General features: G+C 34.6%; 15 protein-coding genes. 7 read left to right on the forward strand and 8 right to left on the reverse strand.

Annotated elements, in window-relative coordinates; translation table 11 throughout:
- Positions 1-63 precede the first annotated feature (63 nt).
- Positions 64-2,916 carry a carbamoyl-phosphate synthase large subunit gene (carB, locus tag OLM57_RS09170; RefSeq protein ID WP_264563400.1) on the forward strand — a complete coding sequence of 951 codons (2,853 nt, stop codon included), beginning with the start codon at positions 64-66 and terminating at the stop codon, positions 2,914-2,916.
- 94 nt (positions 2,917-3,010) lie between these two features.
- Here carB and OLM57_RS09175 read toward each other — a convergent pair whose 3' ends face one another.
- The 4 genes from OLM57_RS09175 to OLM57_RS09190 all read right to left on the reverse strand — a co-directional run bounded on the left by OLM57_RS09175 (position 3,011) and on the right by OLM57_RS09190 (position 6,684).
- On the reverse strand, positions 3,011-3,451 hold the full coding sequence (locus OLM57_RS09175) for an SRPBCC domain-containing protein (protein ID WP_264563401.1): 441 nt from the start codon (positions 3,449-3,451) through the stop codon (positions 3,011-3,013).
- Positions 3,452-3,468: 17 nt separating this feature from the next.
- Positions 3,469-4,362 (reverse strand): dienelactone hydrolase family protein, encoded by an 894-nt coding sequence (locus OLM57_RS09180; RefSeq protein ID WP_264563402.1) that lies wholly within the window; start codon positions 4,360-4,362, stop codon positions 3,469-3,471.
- 100 nt (positions 4,363-4,462) lie between these two features.
- Complete coding sequence (locus tag OLM57_RS09185) at positions 4,463-5,071, reverse strand: YkgJ family cysteine cluster protein (protein ID WP_264563403.1); 609 nt, start codon at positions 5,069-5,071, stop codon at positions 4,463-4,465.
- 128 nt (positions 5,072-5,199) lie between these two features.
- On the reverse strand, positions 5,200-6,684 hold the full coding sequence (locus OLM57_RS09190; RefSeq protein ID WP_264563404.1) for a glycosyl hydrolase: 1,485 nt from the start codon (positions 6,682-6,684) through the stop codon (positions 5,200-5,202).
- Between the two features lie 512 nt (positions 6,685-7,196).
- Here OLM57_RS09190 and OLM57_RS09195 point away from each other — a divergent pair.
- From OLM57_RS09195 to OLM57_RS09210, 4 genes are all read left to right on the forward strand, one after another.
- Positions 7,197-8,216 (forward strand): quinone-dependent dihydroorotate dehydrogenase, encoded by a 1,020-nt coding sequence (locus OLM57_RS09195; RefSeq protein WP_264563405.1) that lies wholly within the window; start codon positions 7,197-7,199, stop codon positions 8,214-8,216.
- Positions 8,217-8,272: 56 nt separating this feature from the next.
- Entirely contained in the window at positions 8,273-9,136 is an 864-nt protein-coding gene (locus OLM57_RS09200; RefSeq protein WP_264563406.1) for a hydroxymethylglutaryl-CoA lyase, read from the forward strand.
- Between the two features lie 127 nt (positions 9,137-9,263).
- On the forward strand, positions 9,264-9,815 hold the full coding sequence (locus tag OLM57_RS09205) for a hypothetical protein (RefSeq protein ID WP_264563407.1): 552 nt from the start codon (positions 9,264-9,266) through the stop codon (positions 9,813-9,815).
- Complete coding sequence (locus OLM57_RS09210) at positions 9,812-11,215, forward strand: DUF5723 family protein (RefSeq protein ID WP_264563408.1); 1,404 nt, start codon at positions 9,812-9,814, stop codon at positions 11,213-11,215. The genes OLM57_RS09205 and OLM57_RS09210 overlap by 4 nt, the downstream gene beginning before the upstream one ends.
- Positions 11,216-11,296: 81 nt before the next feature.
- Here OLM57_RS09210 and OLM57_RS09215 read toward each other — a convergent pair whose 3' ends face one another.
- On the reverse strand, positions 11,297-13,813 hold the full coding sequence (locus tag OLM57_RS09215) for a cation-translocating P-type ATPase (RefSeq protein ID WP_264563409.1): 2,517 nt from the start codon (positions 13,811-13,813) through the stop codon (positions 11,297-11,299).
- A 138-nt stretch (positions 13,814-13,951) separates the two neighbouring features.
- On the opposite strand from OLM57_RS09215, the gene guaB reads away from it, so the two are divergent.
- On the forward strand, positions 13,952-15,424 hold the full coding sequence (gene guaB / locus OLM57_RS09220) for an IMP dehydrogenase (protein WP_264563410.1): 1,473 nt from the start codon (positions 13,952-13,954) through the stop codon (positions 15,422-15,424).
- Positions 15,425-15,434: 10 nt separating this feature from the next.
- On the forward strand, positions 15,435-15,833 hold the full coding sequence (locus tag OLM57_RS09225; protein WP_264563411.1) for a hypothetical protein: 399 nt from the start codon (positions 15,435-15,437) through the stop codon (positions 15,831-15,833).
- A 157-nt stretch (positions 15,834-15,990) separates the two neighbouring features.
- Here OLM57_RS09225 and OLM57_RS09230 read toward each other — a convergent pair whose 3' ends face one another.
- Genes OLM57_RS09230 through OLM57_RS09240 form a run of 3 tightly spaced genes read right to left on the reverse strand, consistent with a single transcriptional unit; the run spans position 15,991 to position 18,749 of the window.
- A complete protein-coding gene (locus tag OLM57_RS09230; RefSeq protein ID WP_264563412.1) occupies positions 15,991-17,055 on the reverse strand; it encodes a hypothetical protein in 1,065 nt (354 codons plus the stop codon).
- Entirely contained in the window at positions 17,052-18,437 is a 1,386-nt protein-coding gene (locus tag OLM57_RS09235) for a DNA cytosine methyltransferase (protein ID WP_264563413.1), read from the reverse strand. The genes OLM57_RS09230 and OLM57_RS09235 overlap by 4 nt, the downstream gene beginning before the upstream one ends.
- 3 nt (positions 18,438-18,440) lie before the next feature.
- A complete protein-coding gene (locus OLM57_RS09240; RefSeq protein ID WP_264563414.1) occupies positions 18,441-18,749 on the reverse strand; it encodes a helix-turn-helix domain-containing protein in 309 nt (102 codons plus the stop codon).
- Positions 18,750-18,947 lie beyond the last annotated feature (198 nt).

The raw sequence follows: 18,947 nt of genomic DNA on the forward strand, positions 1-18,947 counted from the left end.
TTGAAGTATTTAACAAACTTCAATTTTAGAGTGATAAAAAAAACAACTACAACACTAAATAAAATGCCAAAAGATACATCCATAAAATCGGTTTTAATAATAGGTTCAGGTCCAATTGTGATTGGTCAAGCATGCGAATTTGATTATGCAGGATCACAATCTGCCCGTTCAATCCGTGAAGAAGGAATTGAAGTAATCTTAATCAATTCAAACCCTGCAACAATTATGACTGACCCAACGATGGCGGATCATGTTTATTTGTTGCCATTGACTACTAAATCAATTATACAAATATTGAAAGAACATCCACAAATTGACGCGGTATTGCCAACCATGGGAGGGCAAACTGCGCTGAACTTGTGTCTCGAAGCAGATGAAAAAGGAATCTGGCAAGATTTTGGAGTAAAATTGATTGGAGTTGATGTTAATGCAATCAATATTACCGAGGACAGAGAACAATTCAAACAATTATTAGAAAGAATTAATGTTCCTACGGCACCTGCAAAAACTGCCACTTCTTACTTGCAAGGTAAAGAAATAGCTCAGGAATTTGGTTTTCCATTGGTTATTCGTCCTTCATTTACTTTGGGAGGAACTGGAGCAGCAATTGTTTATAAAAAAGAAGATTTTGATGAGCTTTTAACCAGAGGTTTGGAGGCATCACCAATCCATGAGGTTTTGATTGATAAAGCTTTAATGGGTTGGAAAGAATACGAATTGGAATTGTTGAGAGACAAGAATGATAATGTAGTTATTATCTGTTCTATTGAAAACATGGATCCAATGGGAATCCACACTGGAGATTCCATCACAGTTGCGCCGGCAATGACTTTGTCAGACACGACTTTCCAAAAATTACGTGATTACGCTATCTTGATGATGCGCAGTATTGGAAACTTCGCGGGTGGTTGTAATGTACAGTTCGCTGTTTCGCCAGACGAAAAAGAAGATATCGTGGCTATCGAAATCAATCCTCGTGTGTCTCGTTCTTCTGCTTTGGCATCAAAAGCAACCGGATATCCAATTGCTAAGATTGCTTCTAAATTAGCATTAGGATATAATCTTGATGAATTGCAAAACCAAATTACAAAATCGACTTCGGCTCTTTTCGAACCAACTTTGGATTATGTGATTGTCAAAATTCCACGTTGGAACTTTGATAAATTTGAAGGAGCTGACAGAACTTTGGGACTTCAAATGAAATCGGTTGGTGAGGTTATGGGAATTGGACGTTCGTTCCAAGAAGCATTGCATAAAGCCACTCAATCATTAGAAATAAAAAGAAACGGTCTGGGTGCCGATGGAAAAGGATATAAAAATTACGAACAAATTATCGAGAAACTGACTTTTGCCAGTTGGGATCGTGTTTTTGTAATTTATGATGCAATCGCAATGGGAATTCCGTTGAGTCGTATTCATGAAATCACAAAAATTGATATGTGGTTCTTGAAACAATATGAAGAGCTTTATACTTTAGAAAAAGAAATTTCTAATTATAAAGTAGAAACATTGCCAAGAGAATTGTTGCTGGAAGCCAAACAAAAAGGTTTTGCCGACAGACAAATTGCTCATATGATGGGTTGTCTTGAAAGCCAAGTGCATACGTTGCGTTCTACAATGAACATCAACCGTGTATTTAAATTGGTTGATACTTGTGCTGCGGAGTTTAAAGCAAAAACACCTTATTATTACTCTACTTTTGAAGCTGAAATAGAAAAAGCCGACGGAACACGTTATGTAGACAACGAAAGTATTGTAACCGATAAAAAGAAAATAATTGTTCTTGGTTCAGGACCAAATAGAATTGGACAAGGAATTGAATTTGATTATTCTTGTGTGCATGGAGTGCTTGCCGCGAAAGAATGTGGGTATGAAACCATCATGATTAACTGTAATCCGGAAACGGTTTCGACTGATTTTGATACAGCCGATAAATTGTATTTTGAACCCGTATTTTGGGAACATATTTATGATATTATTCAGCATGAAAAACCAGAGGGAGTTATTGTTCAATTGGGTGGGCAAACCGCTTTGAAATTGGCTGAAAAATTATCGAAATATGGCGTAAAAATTCTTGGAACCAGCTTTGATGCACTGGATTTAGCCGAAGACAGGGGTCGTTTCTCTGATTTGTTGACTGAGTTAAAAATTCCTTTCCCACAGTTTGGAATTGCCGAAACAGCAGACGAAGCTTCAGCATTGGCAGATACTTTAGACTTCCCACTATTGATTCGTCCTTCTTATGTGTTGGGAGGTCAAGGAATGAAAATCGTAATCAACAAACAAGAACTAGAGGAACATGTAATCAATTTATTGAAAACAATTCCAGGAAATAAATTGCTTTTGGATCATTATTTGGATGGAGCGATAGAAGCCGAAGCAGATGCAATTTGCGATGGTGAAAATGTATATATCATTGGTATCATGGAGCACATCGAACCTTGCGGAGTACACTCTGGAGACAGTAATGCCACTTTGCCACCATTTAACTTGGGTGAATTTGTAATGCAACAAATAAAAGACCATACCAAACGAATTGCTTTGGCACTTAAAACGGTTGGTTTAATCAATATTCAATTTGCCATAAAAGACGATACGGTTTATATTATCGAAGCCAATCCTAGAGCTTCGAGAACGGTGCCATTTATTGCCAAAGCGTACGGAGAACCATATGTAAACTATGCTACCAAAGTAATGTTGGGACACAATAAAGTAACCGATTTTACTTTTAACCCACAGTTAAAAGGATATGCGATCAAGCAACCGGTTTTCTCTTTCAGTAAATTTCATAATGTAAATAAAGCATTGGGGCCTGAAATGAAATCAACTGGAGAAAGTATTTTATTTATTGACGACTTGAAAGACGATCAATTCTACGAATTGTACTCAAGAAGAAAAATGTATTTGAGTAAATAATCTCGAATTTAGATATTGAAAAAGCCCCGTTTGGGGCTTTTTTTTATAAGATATTTTATGGAATCCGAGTTTAAATCAATAATCATTCTTGATCTCAATTTTCACGCATAAATTCAAATGCTCCTTTGCGAAGTTGTATTCCGTATTCGAGATAAGCTTTCATGCAGGCGAGAAAATTGGCCCAGCCTTCTGTATTTCCAATAACCCATTTCAGGTTGTCTTCGTTATATTGTTTTCCGTCTTCAGTCACTTTTACTACGGTATTTTTGTCGGTTTGCTCTTCAAGTATAATTTTTACTACAGTTTCTTCGTCCCAAACAAATGAGATCGAACGATTGATTTCGGTTGTAATCTCTTTAATGGGAACTTCTGTGGGGAATTCGGGGAATTTCCAGATCAATTCTTTTCCAGTTTCCAATCGCCCGTTGCTTTCTGAAATAAAATAATTTGTCATCTTTTCGGGATTTACAATTCCTTCAAAAACTTCATCAATCGGTTTTTGAATTTGTATCGTTGCTTTGGCTATCAATTTCATAAAATTAAATTTTGTAATTATTTATTTTTGAGTTTCTCCTTAAAAAAAGCAATAGTTCGAGTCCAAGATAAAGTGGCAGCAGCTTCATCATATCGCGGAGTGGTATTGTTATGAAAACCATGATTGACTCCAGGATAAAAATAAGCGGTATGTTCTACTTTGTTCTTTTTGAGTATCACCTCGTAAGCTGGCCAGCCCTCATTTACCCTAGTGTCTAATCCCGCATAATGCAGCAAAATAGGAGATGTTATTTTTTCGGCTTCATCGGCAGTGGGCTGACCTCCGTAATATGGAACTGCTGCGGACAAAGTTGGTATTTTGACTGCCATCATATTGGCAATCCAACCTCCAAAGCAAAATCCAACTACACCTACAGAACCATTACAGTCTTTGTATGATTTTAAGAATTCGTAACCGGCAATAAAGTCTTCGAGCATTTCTTCTCGGGTGCGTTTCTTTTGCAATTCTCTTCCCGCGTCGTCATTTCCGGGATAACCCCCAAGTGGGGATAAAGCATCAGGAGCCAAAGTAATGAATCCTTCCAGAGCAGCTCTTCTTGCTACATCTTCAATATAAGGATTTAGTCCCCGATTCTCATGAACAACAATTATTCCGGGTAATTTTTTTTTGGTTTTGGTTGGTTGGGATAAAAGTCCTTTGATTGCGCCACCACCTTTTGGAGATTGATAGGTTATGTATTCCGATTTTATTCTTGGGTCGTCGGGTTTTATCAAAATAGAATCCAAATAATTAGGAGTCATAAAACTAAGGAGTGACGGAACGGTTAGGCTCCCTATTGCAAACAGGGACAATTTTTCTATAAATTGCCTTCTCTCAATTTTATTATGGGCATAATCGTCATATAAATCAAAAATTTCCTGACTGATATCTTCTTTGGTTAGCTTTTTCATAATTTTAATTTGAATAGTACTAAATTAGAAAAAAAGAGATTGATTTTGCACTAATGAAATCGCTTTGTCATGATTTATAATCGTATTTATGCTTATGCTTTTATGCAATATTTTCTAATCCGCCAGGAAAAGGTCTATAAGCGTAATAATGCAATACCTCTTCGATTGCCATTTTTAAGGCCTCGTTGATGGGGAGAAGTGTTGTGGCAAGTCTATGATCGATTGAGGTCAGTCGCATATAATAGTCTGAAAAAACAGGTACATAGAGTCCTTTGCCAATGGCTTCTTCTGTACTATTAAAATTTTCTTGTTGGTTTTCTTTTATTATTTTGCAAGTGTTTAATCGTAGTTTTCCATATTTGTCTCTGCTGGCGGCGTACCCAAAAAGCCTGCAAATTAATCCTCTGTATTTGTAATTGGAACATCGGCCATTTGTATTGTCAACTGTAGAAAGGGATTGATATAAATGACAAAAGGAATTCGTTTTGGAATTGAGTTCTTCTAAAGTAGCTTCGGCTTTACCATTTAAATATAGATAAAAAGCCCATGGTAAGAATTCCAATGGAGAAGCGTCGATGTTGGGTTTTGAACAACACTGTCCACAACCGCTATTGCAATGTAAACTAGTTTCAGATTTGAAATTATTTATTTCATGCTCTAGTTGGTCAAATAATTCTTCTACCAAAAGAACTTTGTGTTCTATAGACATTGTTTTTTGTCTAATGTACACTATTAAAAACCTTTAGATGGATAATCTGGTTTTACTTACTATTAATTTAATTTTCTGATCAGAATAGACGAAATATGCTACGGAATAAAGGTGTTTTTATGTTCATTTTATTTCTTAATTATCTTGAATGTTTTTTTGGTATTTCCGTATGTTGCAATAACAATATAGATTCCGGTTGCGAGCTGATCGCCGAAGGTTAAGGTTTGATTGGTGTAAAAGGCATTGCTCGAAATACAAACATTCCCTTTCATGTCAATTATTTTGAGGTTTATTTTTTCTGTATTTGCACTTTTAATCTTAATTGTGGCTTCGTTTGTAAAAGGATTTGGAAAGAAAATATCAGAAGTAGTAACTAAATTTTCTTCTTCAAGGCCAAGGCTATTTTCATCAACTGCATCAATATAATTAAAGTTGAATTTTGATTTATAATGAAGTTTAATGTAATTTTCTCCTTGTGGTAGATTGATTCCCGAAACTGTTTTGTCTGCGTAGGTTTGTAAACCTCCAGTGGCTTCAAAAGTTTCATCCGTTTTTACAATTACACCATTTACACTGATGTCAAATTTGCCAGTAATTAATGATGCTACGCGAAAAGTCATTGAGTAAGAACTGGTTTTGGCCACATTTATCATGTATTCATTCCAATCTCCCGCATCGGTAAAACATACATTTTGCGTAGTGCCTCCATCTGTTGTATTTTGCAAACCGGTTCCTTTGCGACGGTAATGTTTGTTTGCAATAATTCTGCCTGGTACATTCATTTTTTTGGTTGTGTATGGAACGTTAAGATAAGCTGTCCCAATCGGTCTTATTTCTCCGCTATTGGCACCAAGCAATTGCCCTTCTATCATATCAGTCCAGTCTGAGGGAACTCTGCATGTAAACCATGAATAACGATAAATATCGGGATCGTTTTCAAAAGCAGTCACGATATCCTTCATAAAATTAGTTTTCTCTGTAGCCGATTGGGTAACTCTATTGGCAAATTCGGTTACCCAAATCGGAATATTGTATTTCTTCAATCCTTCTGTAACTCCAATTACAGAGCCTGATGTAGCATCATAAGTATGAAAAGCGATGTAGTCTACTTTGCAAGTTGGACAAAGACGAAAGAACTCATCATGCCAAGCAATCGGACTTTGGTAACCTCCATAATTCGAAGGACCATTATAGGCGGGGGAGGCACTTACTATTTCCAGTCCTTTTGCAGCGGCTATTTTTTCAATGTTGGGCCACGCATCAACTGCTTCCTGAGGTGTTAATCTGGCACCATCATTAAAATTCGGTTCATTAAAAGCCAATAGGTATTTGGCTCCGGGTTTTATAGTTGCAATAAAAGCATCAGGATCGTTAATTTTTCCCCAAGCCATGGGAACAAATTCTACTCCCAAGCTTTCGTAGCTTGCATTTACAGTAGATTCTGGAACGGAGGACCAATTGTACCACCATGAAATCCCTGATTTTAATGTATTTAAATCTGAAACAGTATGATTTCCATAGGCAACTCCTCTTTTCGGACTTACTTGAGCGTAAACAGATGCGTAAAAAAGGGAACTAATCCACAATATGATAAGGGTTATTATTTTTAACATAAGTAGAATTATATTTGGTTTAAATTATGAATTCCAAATGTACTTCAATGAGGTTTTACTTTGTAATTGAAAAATCCCATCAAAAACACATCATACGTCAATTCCATTATTGCTAAAAGAATATTTATAACAAATTGTTTTTGTAATTAATTGATAATCAGTTAATTTGTTTTATTGACATATTTGTTTTTTTGACTAGATTTACATTCCATTTCTATAAAAGCTTAATCCGATATTTTGACCGTTTAAATATTTTTAAAAGTATAGGCCACAAAAAAATATACTCCAAGCAATAAATATAGCTTTCCCGAAATTAAATTTAATTGTTAATTGGTTCGTTGGAATAAAAAGTGATGCAATCGTGTCGTTTTTTATTTTTTTTGCTTTGATAACGTTTGCTTTTAAAAGTGTTTTTTTGCTCGATAAATTAACAATTGAATTGCTTATAGCACTTTTTTATGCCTAAAAACTAAAAACAATTCTTTACTTTTGTGGCAATCAATATTTGAACTATGTACAAGATTTTTATACGCCCAATCCTTTTTTGTTTTGATCCCGAAAAAGTGCATTATTTTACTTTTTCCTTAATTAGAATTGTATCAAAAATACCTGGATTTTCTACTATTTTTAGATTATTATACGAGGTCAACGATAAAAGATTGGAAACCGAAGTTTTTGGTTTAAAATTTAAAAACCCTGTTGGTTTGGCAGCTGGTTTTGATAAAGATGCCACTTTATACAAAGAACTTTCCAATTTTGGTTTTGGTTTTATTGAAATTGGAACGCTAACTCCAAAAGGTCAGCCAGGAAATGAGAAAAAAAGATTATTTCGCTTAAAAGAAGATTCTGCTATCATTAATAGAATGGGTTTTAATAATGAAGGCGTTCTTCAAGCTGTTGAAAGATTAAAAAATAATAACGGTGTTCTGATAGGTGGAAATATCGGAAAAAATAAATGTACTTTAAACGAAGATGCCACTTCCGACTATGAGATTTGTTTTGATGCATTATTTGATTATGTAGATTATTTTGTTGTCAATGTAAGTTCTCCAAATACTCCAAACCTTCGTGCATTGCAAGAAAAAGAGCCACTAACCCAATTATTGCAAACGTTACAAAATAAAAACTTGGCTAGACCAAAGCAAAAGCCAATCCTACTTAAAATAGCTCCGGATCTTACGGATGAACAATTGCTTGATATAATCGATATTGTAAAAGAAACTCAAATTGCGGGTGTAATTGCAACCAATACTACTATTTCCCGCAAAGAACTTATATCCGAAGATAAGACAGAGCTAGGAGGGATGTCTGGAAAACCACTGGCAAATCGCTCGACTGAAGTGATTCGTTTTTTATCTCAAAATAGTAATAAGGCTTTTCCAATTATAGGTGTGGGAGGAATACATTCTGCTCAGGATGCCATAGATAAATTAGATGCTGGAGCAAGTTTGCTACAGTTGTATACTGGTTTTATATATGAAGGACCGGCTATAGTAAAGGCAATTAATAAAGCAATTTTGGCTAGAAAATAATCGTATTGATTTTTTTTACTTTGTAACTCAAAACCTTTTTTATATATTTGAAAGTTATGAAGGATATAAAAATTATCGAATGTCCACGTGATGCAATGCAAGGTATAAAAGCCTTTATTCCTACCGAAAGAAAGGTGGCCTATATTCAATCTTTGTTGCGTGTAGGTTTTGATTCTATCGATTTTGGTAGTTTTGTTTCTGCAAAAGCCATACCTCAAATGCAAGATACGGCCGAGGTTTTGGAACAACTTGATTTATCAAAAACAAAAAGTAAATTATTGGCCATAATTGCCAATACGCAAGGAGCCACTCTGGCTTCTGAGCATGCTGCCATTCAATATTTGGGTTTTCCTTTTTCGATTTCGGAGAATTTTCAAATGCGGAATACGCATAAAACGATTGCCGAATCCCTAATCACATTAAATGAAATACTAAACCTTGCTGATAAAACCAATAAGGAAGTTGTTGCTTATCTTTCTATGGGTTTTGGAAATCCGTACGGAGACCCATGGAATGTAGAAATAGTAGGAGAGTGGACTCAGAAATTGGCTGCTATGGGAGTGAAAATTTTGTCACTTTCAGACACAGTGGGTAGCTCAACACCTGAAATGATAGCATATTTGTTTTCGAATTTGATTCCACAATATCCCAACATTGAGTTTGGGGCCCATCTTCACACTACACCAGACAAATGGCTTGAGAAAATAGATGCTGCTTATAAAGGCGGCTGTCGACGTTTTGATGGCGCCATTCAGGGCTTTGGCGGTTGTCCTATGGCTACCGATAATTTGACTGGCAACATGCCAACGGAGAAATTATTGTCCTATTTTACAGTTCAAAAAGAAAATACCAATTGCAGTCCAATGAGTTTTGAAAGTGCTTACAACGAGGCTTCTAAATTATTTGGTGATTTTCATTAATTTCGGTGTTTCTTCAAAAATGCTTTAAATAAACGGGTTAAACCTTAATAATTTAGAATTTTTATCGTTACTTTAGTTTGGGGTTTTATATAAATAAAATTCTATCTAAAATTAAACTGGCAAAAGTATGGGTTATTCTTTTTTTAATAGAATTTTAGGTATCGTATCAGTTGCAGTATTTTGTTTTTCCTGTACAAATGACGTAGATTTTAATCAAGTTGATGAGTTCAATGCACAACCGGTCTATACAACAAATTTGGCTTACTTTGACCTAATCGCCAGTGACTTTATTGTTAATGGAACAGAACAAAGTGTTTTTTCACACGTCGCCGTTCTGGATTTATTTAATTCTTCTTTTTTTGATGAAAATTTAGTTGGAGCCGATTTATTTTTCAAGGTTAATAATACCATAAATAGGGCCTATGTACTTAATATGACATTTTTTGACAACCAAAATCAGCCACTTTATAATGTGAATTTATCGGTGCCTTCTTATACAGGAACGGATGATACGGTAACAAAAACAGTTGTGTTCGATACTACAAATCTTGACGTTTTGAAGAATTCAACAAAAATAAATTTTGTACTCATTATGCTTCCTGGTCCACCATTAACTGCAAATAGTACTGGGCATATTAAGTTAAGTTCAAGTGTAACCGCCTATTTAGATATAAAATGAGAAAAATAATAATCGTTTTATGTCTGTCAATGTCGTTCTATTGTTCTGCTCAAAACAAAGAAATCCTATATAATTTCACACCGCAACCCCAGTCTTTATTGACAAATCCAGGAGCCGATGTAAAGTATAAATGGTTTTTTGGAGTTCCGTTATTATCTGGAATTTCGGCGAATGTAGGTTCAACAGGATTTAATGTTTATGATTTATTTGCCAATAATGGAGTGAACTTCACCACCAAAGTTGAGAATGTGGTAGCATCTACCAACAGGAATGATTATGTCACTGCCAATCAGCAATTAGAATTATTTACTGGCGGTTTTAGGGTAGGTGGTACCGAGAGTAAATCCTATGTTTCTTTTGGAATGTATCAAGAACTTGATTCTTTTATATATGTTCCCACAGATATTGCTATTTTATCTTTGTACGGGAATAATAATTATATTGGAAAGTCTTTTAATTTGGGTGATTTGGATCTAAAAACAGAATTGTTGTCTGTTTTTCATGTTGGATTCAACAAGCAAATTAATGAAAAACTTATATTGGGAATTCGAGGCAAAATTTATTCGAGTATTTTCAATGCTACGTCAACGCACAATTCAGGATATTTGTATACCCAACAAGGTTCAGATTTGATTTATGATCAGGCAATAAATTCCAATTTAGAACTTAATACTTCTGGTGCTGCTAAGTATTTAGACGAAAATTATGATGGAGATGCCGGCAGTGATATAGTTGATGATATTAAGGAGAAAGCCTTTTTTGGTGGGAATTTAGGGCTAGGATTAGATCTAGGATTAACGTATTATTCCCAAAAGAATATTCAAATAACGGCAAGTTTGGTTGATATCGGATTCATCAAACACACACAAGAAGTGGAGAGTTTTACTTTCAAGGGGAATTATGTTTTTAAAGGACTTAATGCAGATTTCAATAATGGCGGAAATATAAGCGATGCTTACGAGGATTTTAAAGATGCTGTTCCTTTAGACACTATTTATAATAATTATGCCACGCAACGACCATTAAAGTTTTACTCTTCCTTTCAATATTCATTTGAGGAAGAAAGACAAACAGAATGCAATTGTGAAACCGATGAAGATTCATGGTACAGAAGCGCCGTTGGAGCCCAGCTTTTTGCGATGTCGACACCAAGAGCACCAATGCTGGCGCTAACTGCTTATTACAGAAGAAGAATCCTAAAGGGATTGCAAATGAAAGCAACATATACTATTGATTCTTATTCGTATAAAAATATTGGTTTGGGATTGTCAACGAAAATTGGAGTCGTAAATTTTTATGTTCTAGCCGATAATCTTCTGGCTTATTCAGATCTCGCCAAGGCAAATGCACTCTCGTTTCAAGTAGGGTTTAACATTATTTCTGGAGGCAGCAGAAAATAAAATTCAGTTTAAAAAAGCTTTTTTAACCATTAAAATTAAGTTTCATTTAGTGAAAAGTGCTTAATTTTAATGGTTTTTATTTTAGTGAATTCCTTTTTTTCTTTTATAAAGTTTATAAAATTCTACCCAAAATACAGAAACAAAAGCCACTAAAATACTCAAACCCACTTGTGAAAGAGTAATTATATCAAACATAAAAAAAGTTCTAAAAAGCGGAATGTATAAAATAGCTGCAGTAAGTAAAATGGTCATTCCGATAATCATTATGACCAAATTGTTTTTGTATTTTAAAGTTGTAAGCACTGAATAATAAAAGGAACGATTGGCCAATGTTAGAAAAATATTGGAAGCAATTAATGTTAAAAAAATAATAGTTCGAGTTACGTTTTCGGTATAACCCCATTTAACTCCATGTTGATAAACAAGTAAAAGCCCTAGTGTGATTACAATTCCTTGAATTATACTAATTGCGATTTCTTTTAGATTGAAAAAAGTATTGGTAAACGGACGAGGTTTTTCTAACATTAAATTACTTTCCATGGGTTCATTTTCATAAATTATAGAACAAGTTGGTCCCATAATTATCTCTAAGAAAATAATATGAACAGGGGAGAAAATATTAGGATATATCCATCCTAAAACCAAAGGAATAAAAACAATTAAAATAATGGGAATATGAATGGATAATATGTATCGAATGGCTTTTTTTAGATTAATATAAATTTTTCGTCCCATTGCAATAGCGTCGGTCATCTTTGCAAAATCGTCATCTATCAAGATTAAGTTGGCTGCTTGTTTGGCTATTTCAGTTCCTTTTTTTCCCATTGCAATTCCAATATGAGCAGATTTCAAGGCCGGTCCATCGTTTACACCATCACCAGTCATGGCTACAATTTGGTTGTTGTCTTTTAGGGCTTTTATAATTTTGAGTTTGGCTTCAGGAAACATTCTGGTAAAAATGGTTGTTTCCATTACTTTTTCTTTCAAAGTGGCATCATCCATGGTCATGAGTTCGTCGCCATTTAATATTTTTTCTGGGTTTTTGAAACCAATTTGTTTGGCAATTGTTGCAGTGGTTAGTGCATTATCTCCAGTAACAATTTTTACTAAAATCCCAGCTTTATAAAAAGTTTCTAAAACTGCTTTTATATTTTCTTTTGGTGGATCATAAAAAGCGACGAGTCCTTTAAAATCAAATTTAAATTCTTGTTGTGTTTTTGGGTAATTGGTTCCTGAGAAATTGGCAACTCCAACGCCTAGAACGCGAAACCCTTTTTCAGCCATAGTTTGAACCGCTTTTAGGATTTTTTGAGTCTGTTCATCAGACAAATGAGAGCTGGCTATCAAAGCTTCGGGGGCACCTTTGGCGGCAATAATTCGGTTTCCATTTTTATTTTCGAAAATATGGGTCATCATCGGTGGTTTTCCGCTCAATGGGTATTCATGGACCAAATTATAATTGGGACGTTCATCTTTGATTTCCATTTTTGTATAAGCATCATGGAGCGCCATTTCCATTGCATCAAAGGGAATAGGTTCGCTGGACCACATCGAAAGGCTTAGTAATTCTTGCTCTTCGGTAGATAATTGAATTTTATTTTTATTGCTGTTGTCATTTAAAGAATCGGTTTCAAAAAGATACCATTGCGCCAAACTCATTTTATTTTCGGTAATTGTACCTGTCTTATCGGTGCATATTACTGTTGCGCTTCCTAGTGTTTCTACCGTTTTGGTTTGTTTTACAATAACCCCCATTTTCATTAAACGATAGGCGCCCAAAGCCATAAAAGTAGCAAAAGCTACCGGAATTTCCTCTGGTATAATGCTCATCGCCAAGGTCAGGGCTTTTAATAAACTGTCGAGCAAAACTCCGGAATTATAGAAATTTATTCCCCAAACAATAAGGAAGACGACCAGTCCGATAAGGGACATTTTGGTAACAAAATTGGAAATCTGAATTTGCAGTGGTGTTTTTTCTTCAGCGATACTTTCTAAGCTTGTGCCTATTTTTCCCAATCGGGTTTGGTTTCCAATTGCGGTTACTTCACAAATAGCCAATCCAGAAGCCACTATAGTGCCTTGAGAAACGTCTTTATTGTCGCTTTTTTCATTTTTAAAAACGGCCAAAGATTCTCCGGTCAGTATGGATTCATTTACCGAAAAATCGTTGGACTGAATAATAATGCCATCAGCGGGAATGAAAGTTCCTTCTTCACATTGGATACTATCTCCCAGAACAATTTCCTCAGAAGGAATTTCAATTAGTTCACCATCTCGAATCACTTTGCTTTTTGGCTGTGTTAATTTATGCAAGGCTTCAATAGCATTACGACTCTTAGATTCTTGATAAAGTGAAATGGTAGATACCAATAGAATTGCAGCTGCCATGAATATTCCGTTGCCATATTCACCAGTAATAAAATAGATACTGGTAGCAGTTAATAATAACAAAAACATGGGCTCTTTTATCATATCAATAATAGAAGACAGTACATTGTTTTTCTTTTGATGTTCTAATGAATTGCTACCATTTTTGATTCTGGATTGTTCGACTTCAATTTTGGTTAATCCTGATATTGAGTGGTTTGTTGGTGTCATAATTGAAAAGTGATGTTATAAAAAAAAGAAGGTATCATTCTTTTTTCACCATGCAATTTAAAAATAAATTAGGGGAGTTAGGTGTTTTTTAGCTTAAGATTGTCTATATTTGCACGCAATTCAACTAGAAATTGCAACATGAAAGCACATATCTCCAAGATTGTCGGTGAGGGTTTAACCTACGATGATGTATTATTAGTTCCCAATTACTCAAATGTTCTTCCACGCGAAGTGAGTATCCAATCCAAATTTTCAAGAAATATTACATTAAATGTTCCTATTGTATCTGCAGCTATGGATACAGTAACCGAAAGCGCAATGGCAATAGCTATGGCACAGGAAGGTGGAATAGGTGTTTTGCATAAAAACATGACGATCGAACAACAGGCAGCCAAAGTGCGTAAAGTAAAACGTGCTGAGTCTGGAATGATTATCGATCCTGTAACTTTGCCAATGTCTTCTACTGTAGCTGATGCAAAAGCGGTTATGAAAGAATATGGTATTGGAGGTATTCCGATTGTTGATGAGAATAGAATTCTAAAAGGAATCGTTACCAATAGAGATTTGCGTTTTGAAAAAAATGGTTCAAGACCTATTGTTGAGGTAATGACAAGCCAAAATCTGGTAACCGTTGCCGAAGGAACTTCATTGGAACAGGCTGAAGTAGTTTTGCAAGGACATAAAATTGAAAAACTTCCTGTAGTAAATGACAAAAAAGAGTTGGTTGGTTTAATTACTTTTAGAGATATTACCAAACTGACTCAAAAACCAAATGCCAATAAAGATAAATTTGGTCGTTTGAGAGTAGCAGCCGCTTTGGGTGTTACAGCCGATGCTGTTGAAAGAGCAACGGCTTTGGTAAACGCTGGAGTTGATGCCGTAATTATTGATACTGCTCACGGTCATACCAAAGGTGTGGTTGATGTATTGAAAGCCGTAAAAGCCAAATTCCCAAACCTAGATGTAATTGTTGGAAATATTGCCACTCCAGAAGCTGCCTTGTATTTGGTAGAAAATGGTGCCGATGGTGTAAAAGTTGGAATAGGACCTGGTTCTATTTGTACAACCAGAATCGTTGCAGGTGTTGGTTTTCCTCAATTTTCTGCAGTGCTGGAAGTAGCTGCGGCTATAAAAGGAACTGGTGTTCCCGTAATTGCAGATGGTGGAATTCGTTATACAGGAGATATTCCAAAAGCGATTGCTGCTGGTGCTGATTGTGTTATGCTAGGTTCATTATTGGCAGGAACAATGGAATCTCCGGGTGAGACTATTATTTTTGAAGGAAGAAAATTCAAATCGTATAGAGGAATGGGGTCTGTTGAAGCGATGCAGGAAGGATCGAAAGACCGTTATTTCCAAGATGTGGAAGACGATGTGAAGAAACTGGTTCCAGAAGGAATTGTGGGTCGTGTACCGTATAAAGGAGAACTTAACGAAAGCATGCAACAATTCATTGGTGGTCTTCGTGCCGGAATGGGGTATTGCGGTTCAAAAGATATTGCTACCTTACAGGATACTGGTCGCTTTGTTCGAATCACTGCCAGTGGTATCAACGAAAGTCATCCGCATAATGTGACGATTACAAAAGAAGCTCCGAATTATTCGCGATAATAATAATTTGATGAATTTAAAATTTAAATTAAAAGAAATAGTTGAGGTCGAAATCTATTCTGGTTTTTATGAGATATTTGTTTTAGGAGGTTTTTATGTTGAAGCAAATCCTGATTTTTTTGTGCAAATACAAAATATTAAAACAAATGATGTGATTCTTTTAAAGGAGAAATCATTAAAAGCAAGAGATTATAAAAATGGCTCAAGGGCAGTTAAATTTTTTGGTTTTGAAGTTACTGAATATGGGAAATATAATATATCAGTTCATAATTATGAAGATATAATTGTTAAGTATAACATGCCGATGTTGTTTTCGTTTATTTTTAATTCTTTATTTTTTAGATTATTAACTTGTAGACCAGCACAAAAAACGATAGAATTGGATGAGATAGAAATACTAATATCTTAAATATTTAGTTTAATACACTTAAAAGGTGCAAGATTCAGTTCTTGCACCTTTTTTGTTTGCTTTATCTATGGGCACGAGCGGGGCGCTCGCGGGGGTTATGTGATCACCCCTTTTTTTGGTGCAGGTTTATTCATCAATTTGTTTTCGTTTGTAGTGGTTATTTTAGTACTAATTCGGTCAATATTTGTTTAATGTTTAAATGTTTTGCGTCTTGAATTTTTTTAGCGTGTTCTGCAACCAAGTCAATCCAATCGAATAGTTTGGTTTTGTCAGTTGTTTTGGTTTCCCAATATTCAGAAAGTTCAAAAGCTGATGTTTGCATAATAGTTTCAACAATAGTAGGAATATTGTCAAACAAGTTTAAAAATATTCGTGGAACTTTCGGATAGATTTCATTTCCAACTGTGTAATCTCTTTTTCCTCCTGCAGTAAATAAATCTCTAACATTAGGGCAAATAACAGCTTCACGTGTTACTAGCCAAATTGCAAGTCTTCCAAATTTGTCGCCTTTATTTCCAAAAAGTTCGGGGAAATAAACCATAGCTCGATTTTTCAGTTCTTGCTTTTCCTTTAAAGATAAATTATTCCAAATTTTGATAACAATATTACTTGGTTTACTGTCGTTTTCTGCATCCATCCACCAAAGTTCTTCTCCTGGTTTTAGTTTGCTTTTGTAGTAGTCAACAATTGGTCTGATTGGGTTTTCATTTTTTCTCAAACTGTCGTAAGGCGTTTTGATTTTATCAAAAATGGTGTTACCTTTTTCCAAATTCATATCAATCAAATAACGTGGTGAATGTGTTACCACAACTTCGGAAAGTACTTCTTCATATGGACGACAACGAAATTCTATCGGACTTGCTAATTTAGCAAACAGCATAAAAATACGTTCAACACTATCAACTCTTGTGCCTTCTAAAACACTATTTCCTGTAGTTTTCCAATGATTTTGGGTTGTTGTTTTTACTTCAATTCCATAATATTTTTTCGCAACAATATCGGGGAATTTTTGCCCACCAATTAACTCAATTGAATTTTCAAAGACCGTTCCTACAGCTAAATCTGTCATTACATCTCTCACATAAGGTTCTAAATTTCTACCTAAAAGAGTAGCTACTTTTTGAGAAGATTTTTGAGCGTGTACATTAAGTTCTGAAATTGTTGAATTAAGCAACAAATCAAATTCACTTCTGTTTGGGTCCGAATTTACTGAAACTATCATTCTTGCTTTTTAAAATATAAGTCCCAAATATCTTCAATTCTTTTAGCCAAATTGAATGCTAAAAGTGGTGGAACTGCGTTACCAATAATTTTATATGCTTGTGATGGACTTACCAAAAAGGAACCTTTTCTCCCATTTTTGTTTTCAATGACAAAATCGTAGTCTGGCGGAAAAGTTTGTATTAAACCGCATTCTCGTACGGTCAATCTCCTTTCTTTTAATCCTTTGTTTAATTCACTTTCTATTAGTCCGCCATTTTCTTTTGAAAGTCTTCTAAATTCAATATTTCCGTGATGTTCGGAACGAATTGTTGGTGATATGCTTGGAAGTTTAATTTCAGTTTGTCCTTGGCAATGTTTACCCATAAATTTGGCTTTTGAGTAAAATCTTTGGGATAAATCTTCTGTTTTTTCTGGTTCTTCTAAATGTTTGAAAACATCTTTTAACTGAACAAAATGTTTTAAATTCTCTCCTTCAACTGTATAAGAATGAGTAGGTTTTGGGTAAGGATTATATTGCTCCGAAATGATTTCTTTTTCTAATTCTGCTAATGCAGATGCTTTCAATGCAGATTTTTTAATTCCAATAAATATTACTCTTTCTCTTGATTGAGAAACTCCAAAATCTGCCGAATGTAAAACTTGTGGATTCAGAACAATATAACCGTTTCCGTTTGCTGATGAAAAATCATTTTGGATTATTGATTTTACATCGCCAAGATTTACAAGTCCTTTTACATTTTCAGCAATAAAAATTTTTGGTTGAGTAATTTCAATCACTTCTTTCATCCACATATAAAGTTGTCCACGTGTTTCATCTGAAGCTATTTCTTTTTCTGAAGCGGTTTCTTCTTCTATAAGTTCTCCTTTGTGATTTTTGTGTGAAGTAAAGCCCTTTCTTTTTCCTGCAATGCTAAAGTCTTGGCAAGGAAATCCGCCCGTAACGATATCTACGTCTTCTGGAAAAACATTTACGCCATTACGATACATTTTTACTAGATCAACAATACTTTCTTTATAAAAATCTTCTGCATTATGGCCTTTTTTTACGAAATGATTTACCCAAGCATTTCTTGCGTCTAATAATATATCGTTTGCAAAAACAGTTTTAAATTTTGTTTTTTTTAGTTGAACAAAACCGTTTTTTAATTTTCTGTCAATAAAATGTGGTGTTAGAATTTCGTTAACTGATTGTTGTAAAACAGAAAAACCGCCTTCAAAACCTAAGTCCATTCCTCCACAGCCTGAAAAGAGCGAAAGAACATTTAATGTTTCTTTTTCTCCTTCTTTAGTTGTTTTTAGACTTGTTTTCGGATAATATAAAAAATCTAATTGTGGTTCTTGTACTACGCTTAATTCTGCTTCTATTGTTTCTGTGTGCATAGTTTAGTTTTTTACAATGTTAGACTTTAAATACCTTATTTTTTGTTCGGCAACTTTTAAGACTTTACTTGCACAATCTTCATCTGCTATTTCGTAAGCAATTCGGTCACTAATAAACTGAATTAATAAATCTTCTTTATCAAGTTTAAGTATTTCAGCAAGTTTAATAATATTTTCCTTAGTTGGTTTACGTTCGTTACGTTCAATTTTGCTTAAAATAGCTTGGTCAATGTCGAGATAAGACGCTACTTGTCGAAGTAGCAAACCTAAACTTTCTCTTTTTGCTCTGATTATTTGTCCGACTGTTTTCATATGAATAATTTTACTTGACAATATTTGTCAAATGTAAGTTGTCATTTTTAATTATGCAAATTTTGAGTATCGCTTTTCTGTGGTTAAGAACAAATATGCTTGAATTTACGTTTTTCAGGGGTGTCACATAACGTCAGTCTGTGAAAAAACTAAAATCAACCTCTTGAGAATCTCATATTTGAGTTTTTTCTTTGGTAG

Source organism: Flavobacterium sp. N3904, from assembly GCF_025947305.1.
GTDB lineage: Bacteria > Bacteroidota > Bacteroidia > Flavobacteriales > Flavobacteriaceae > Flavobacterium.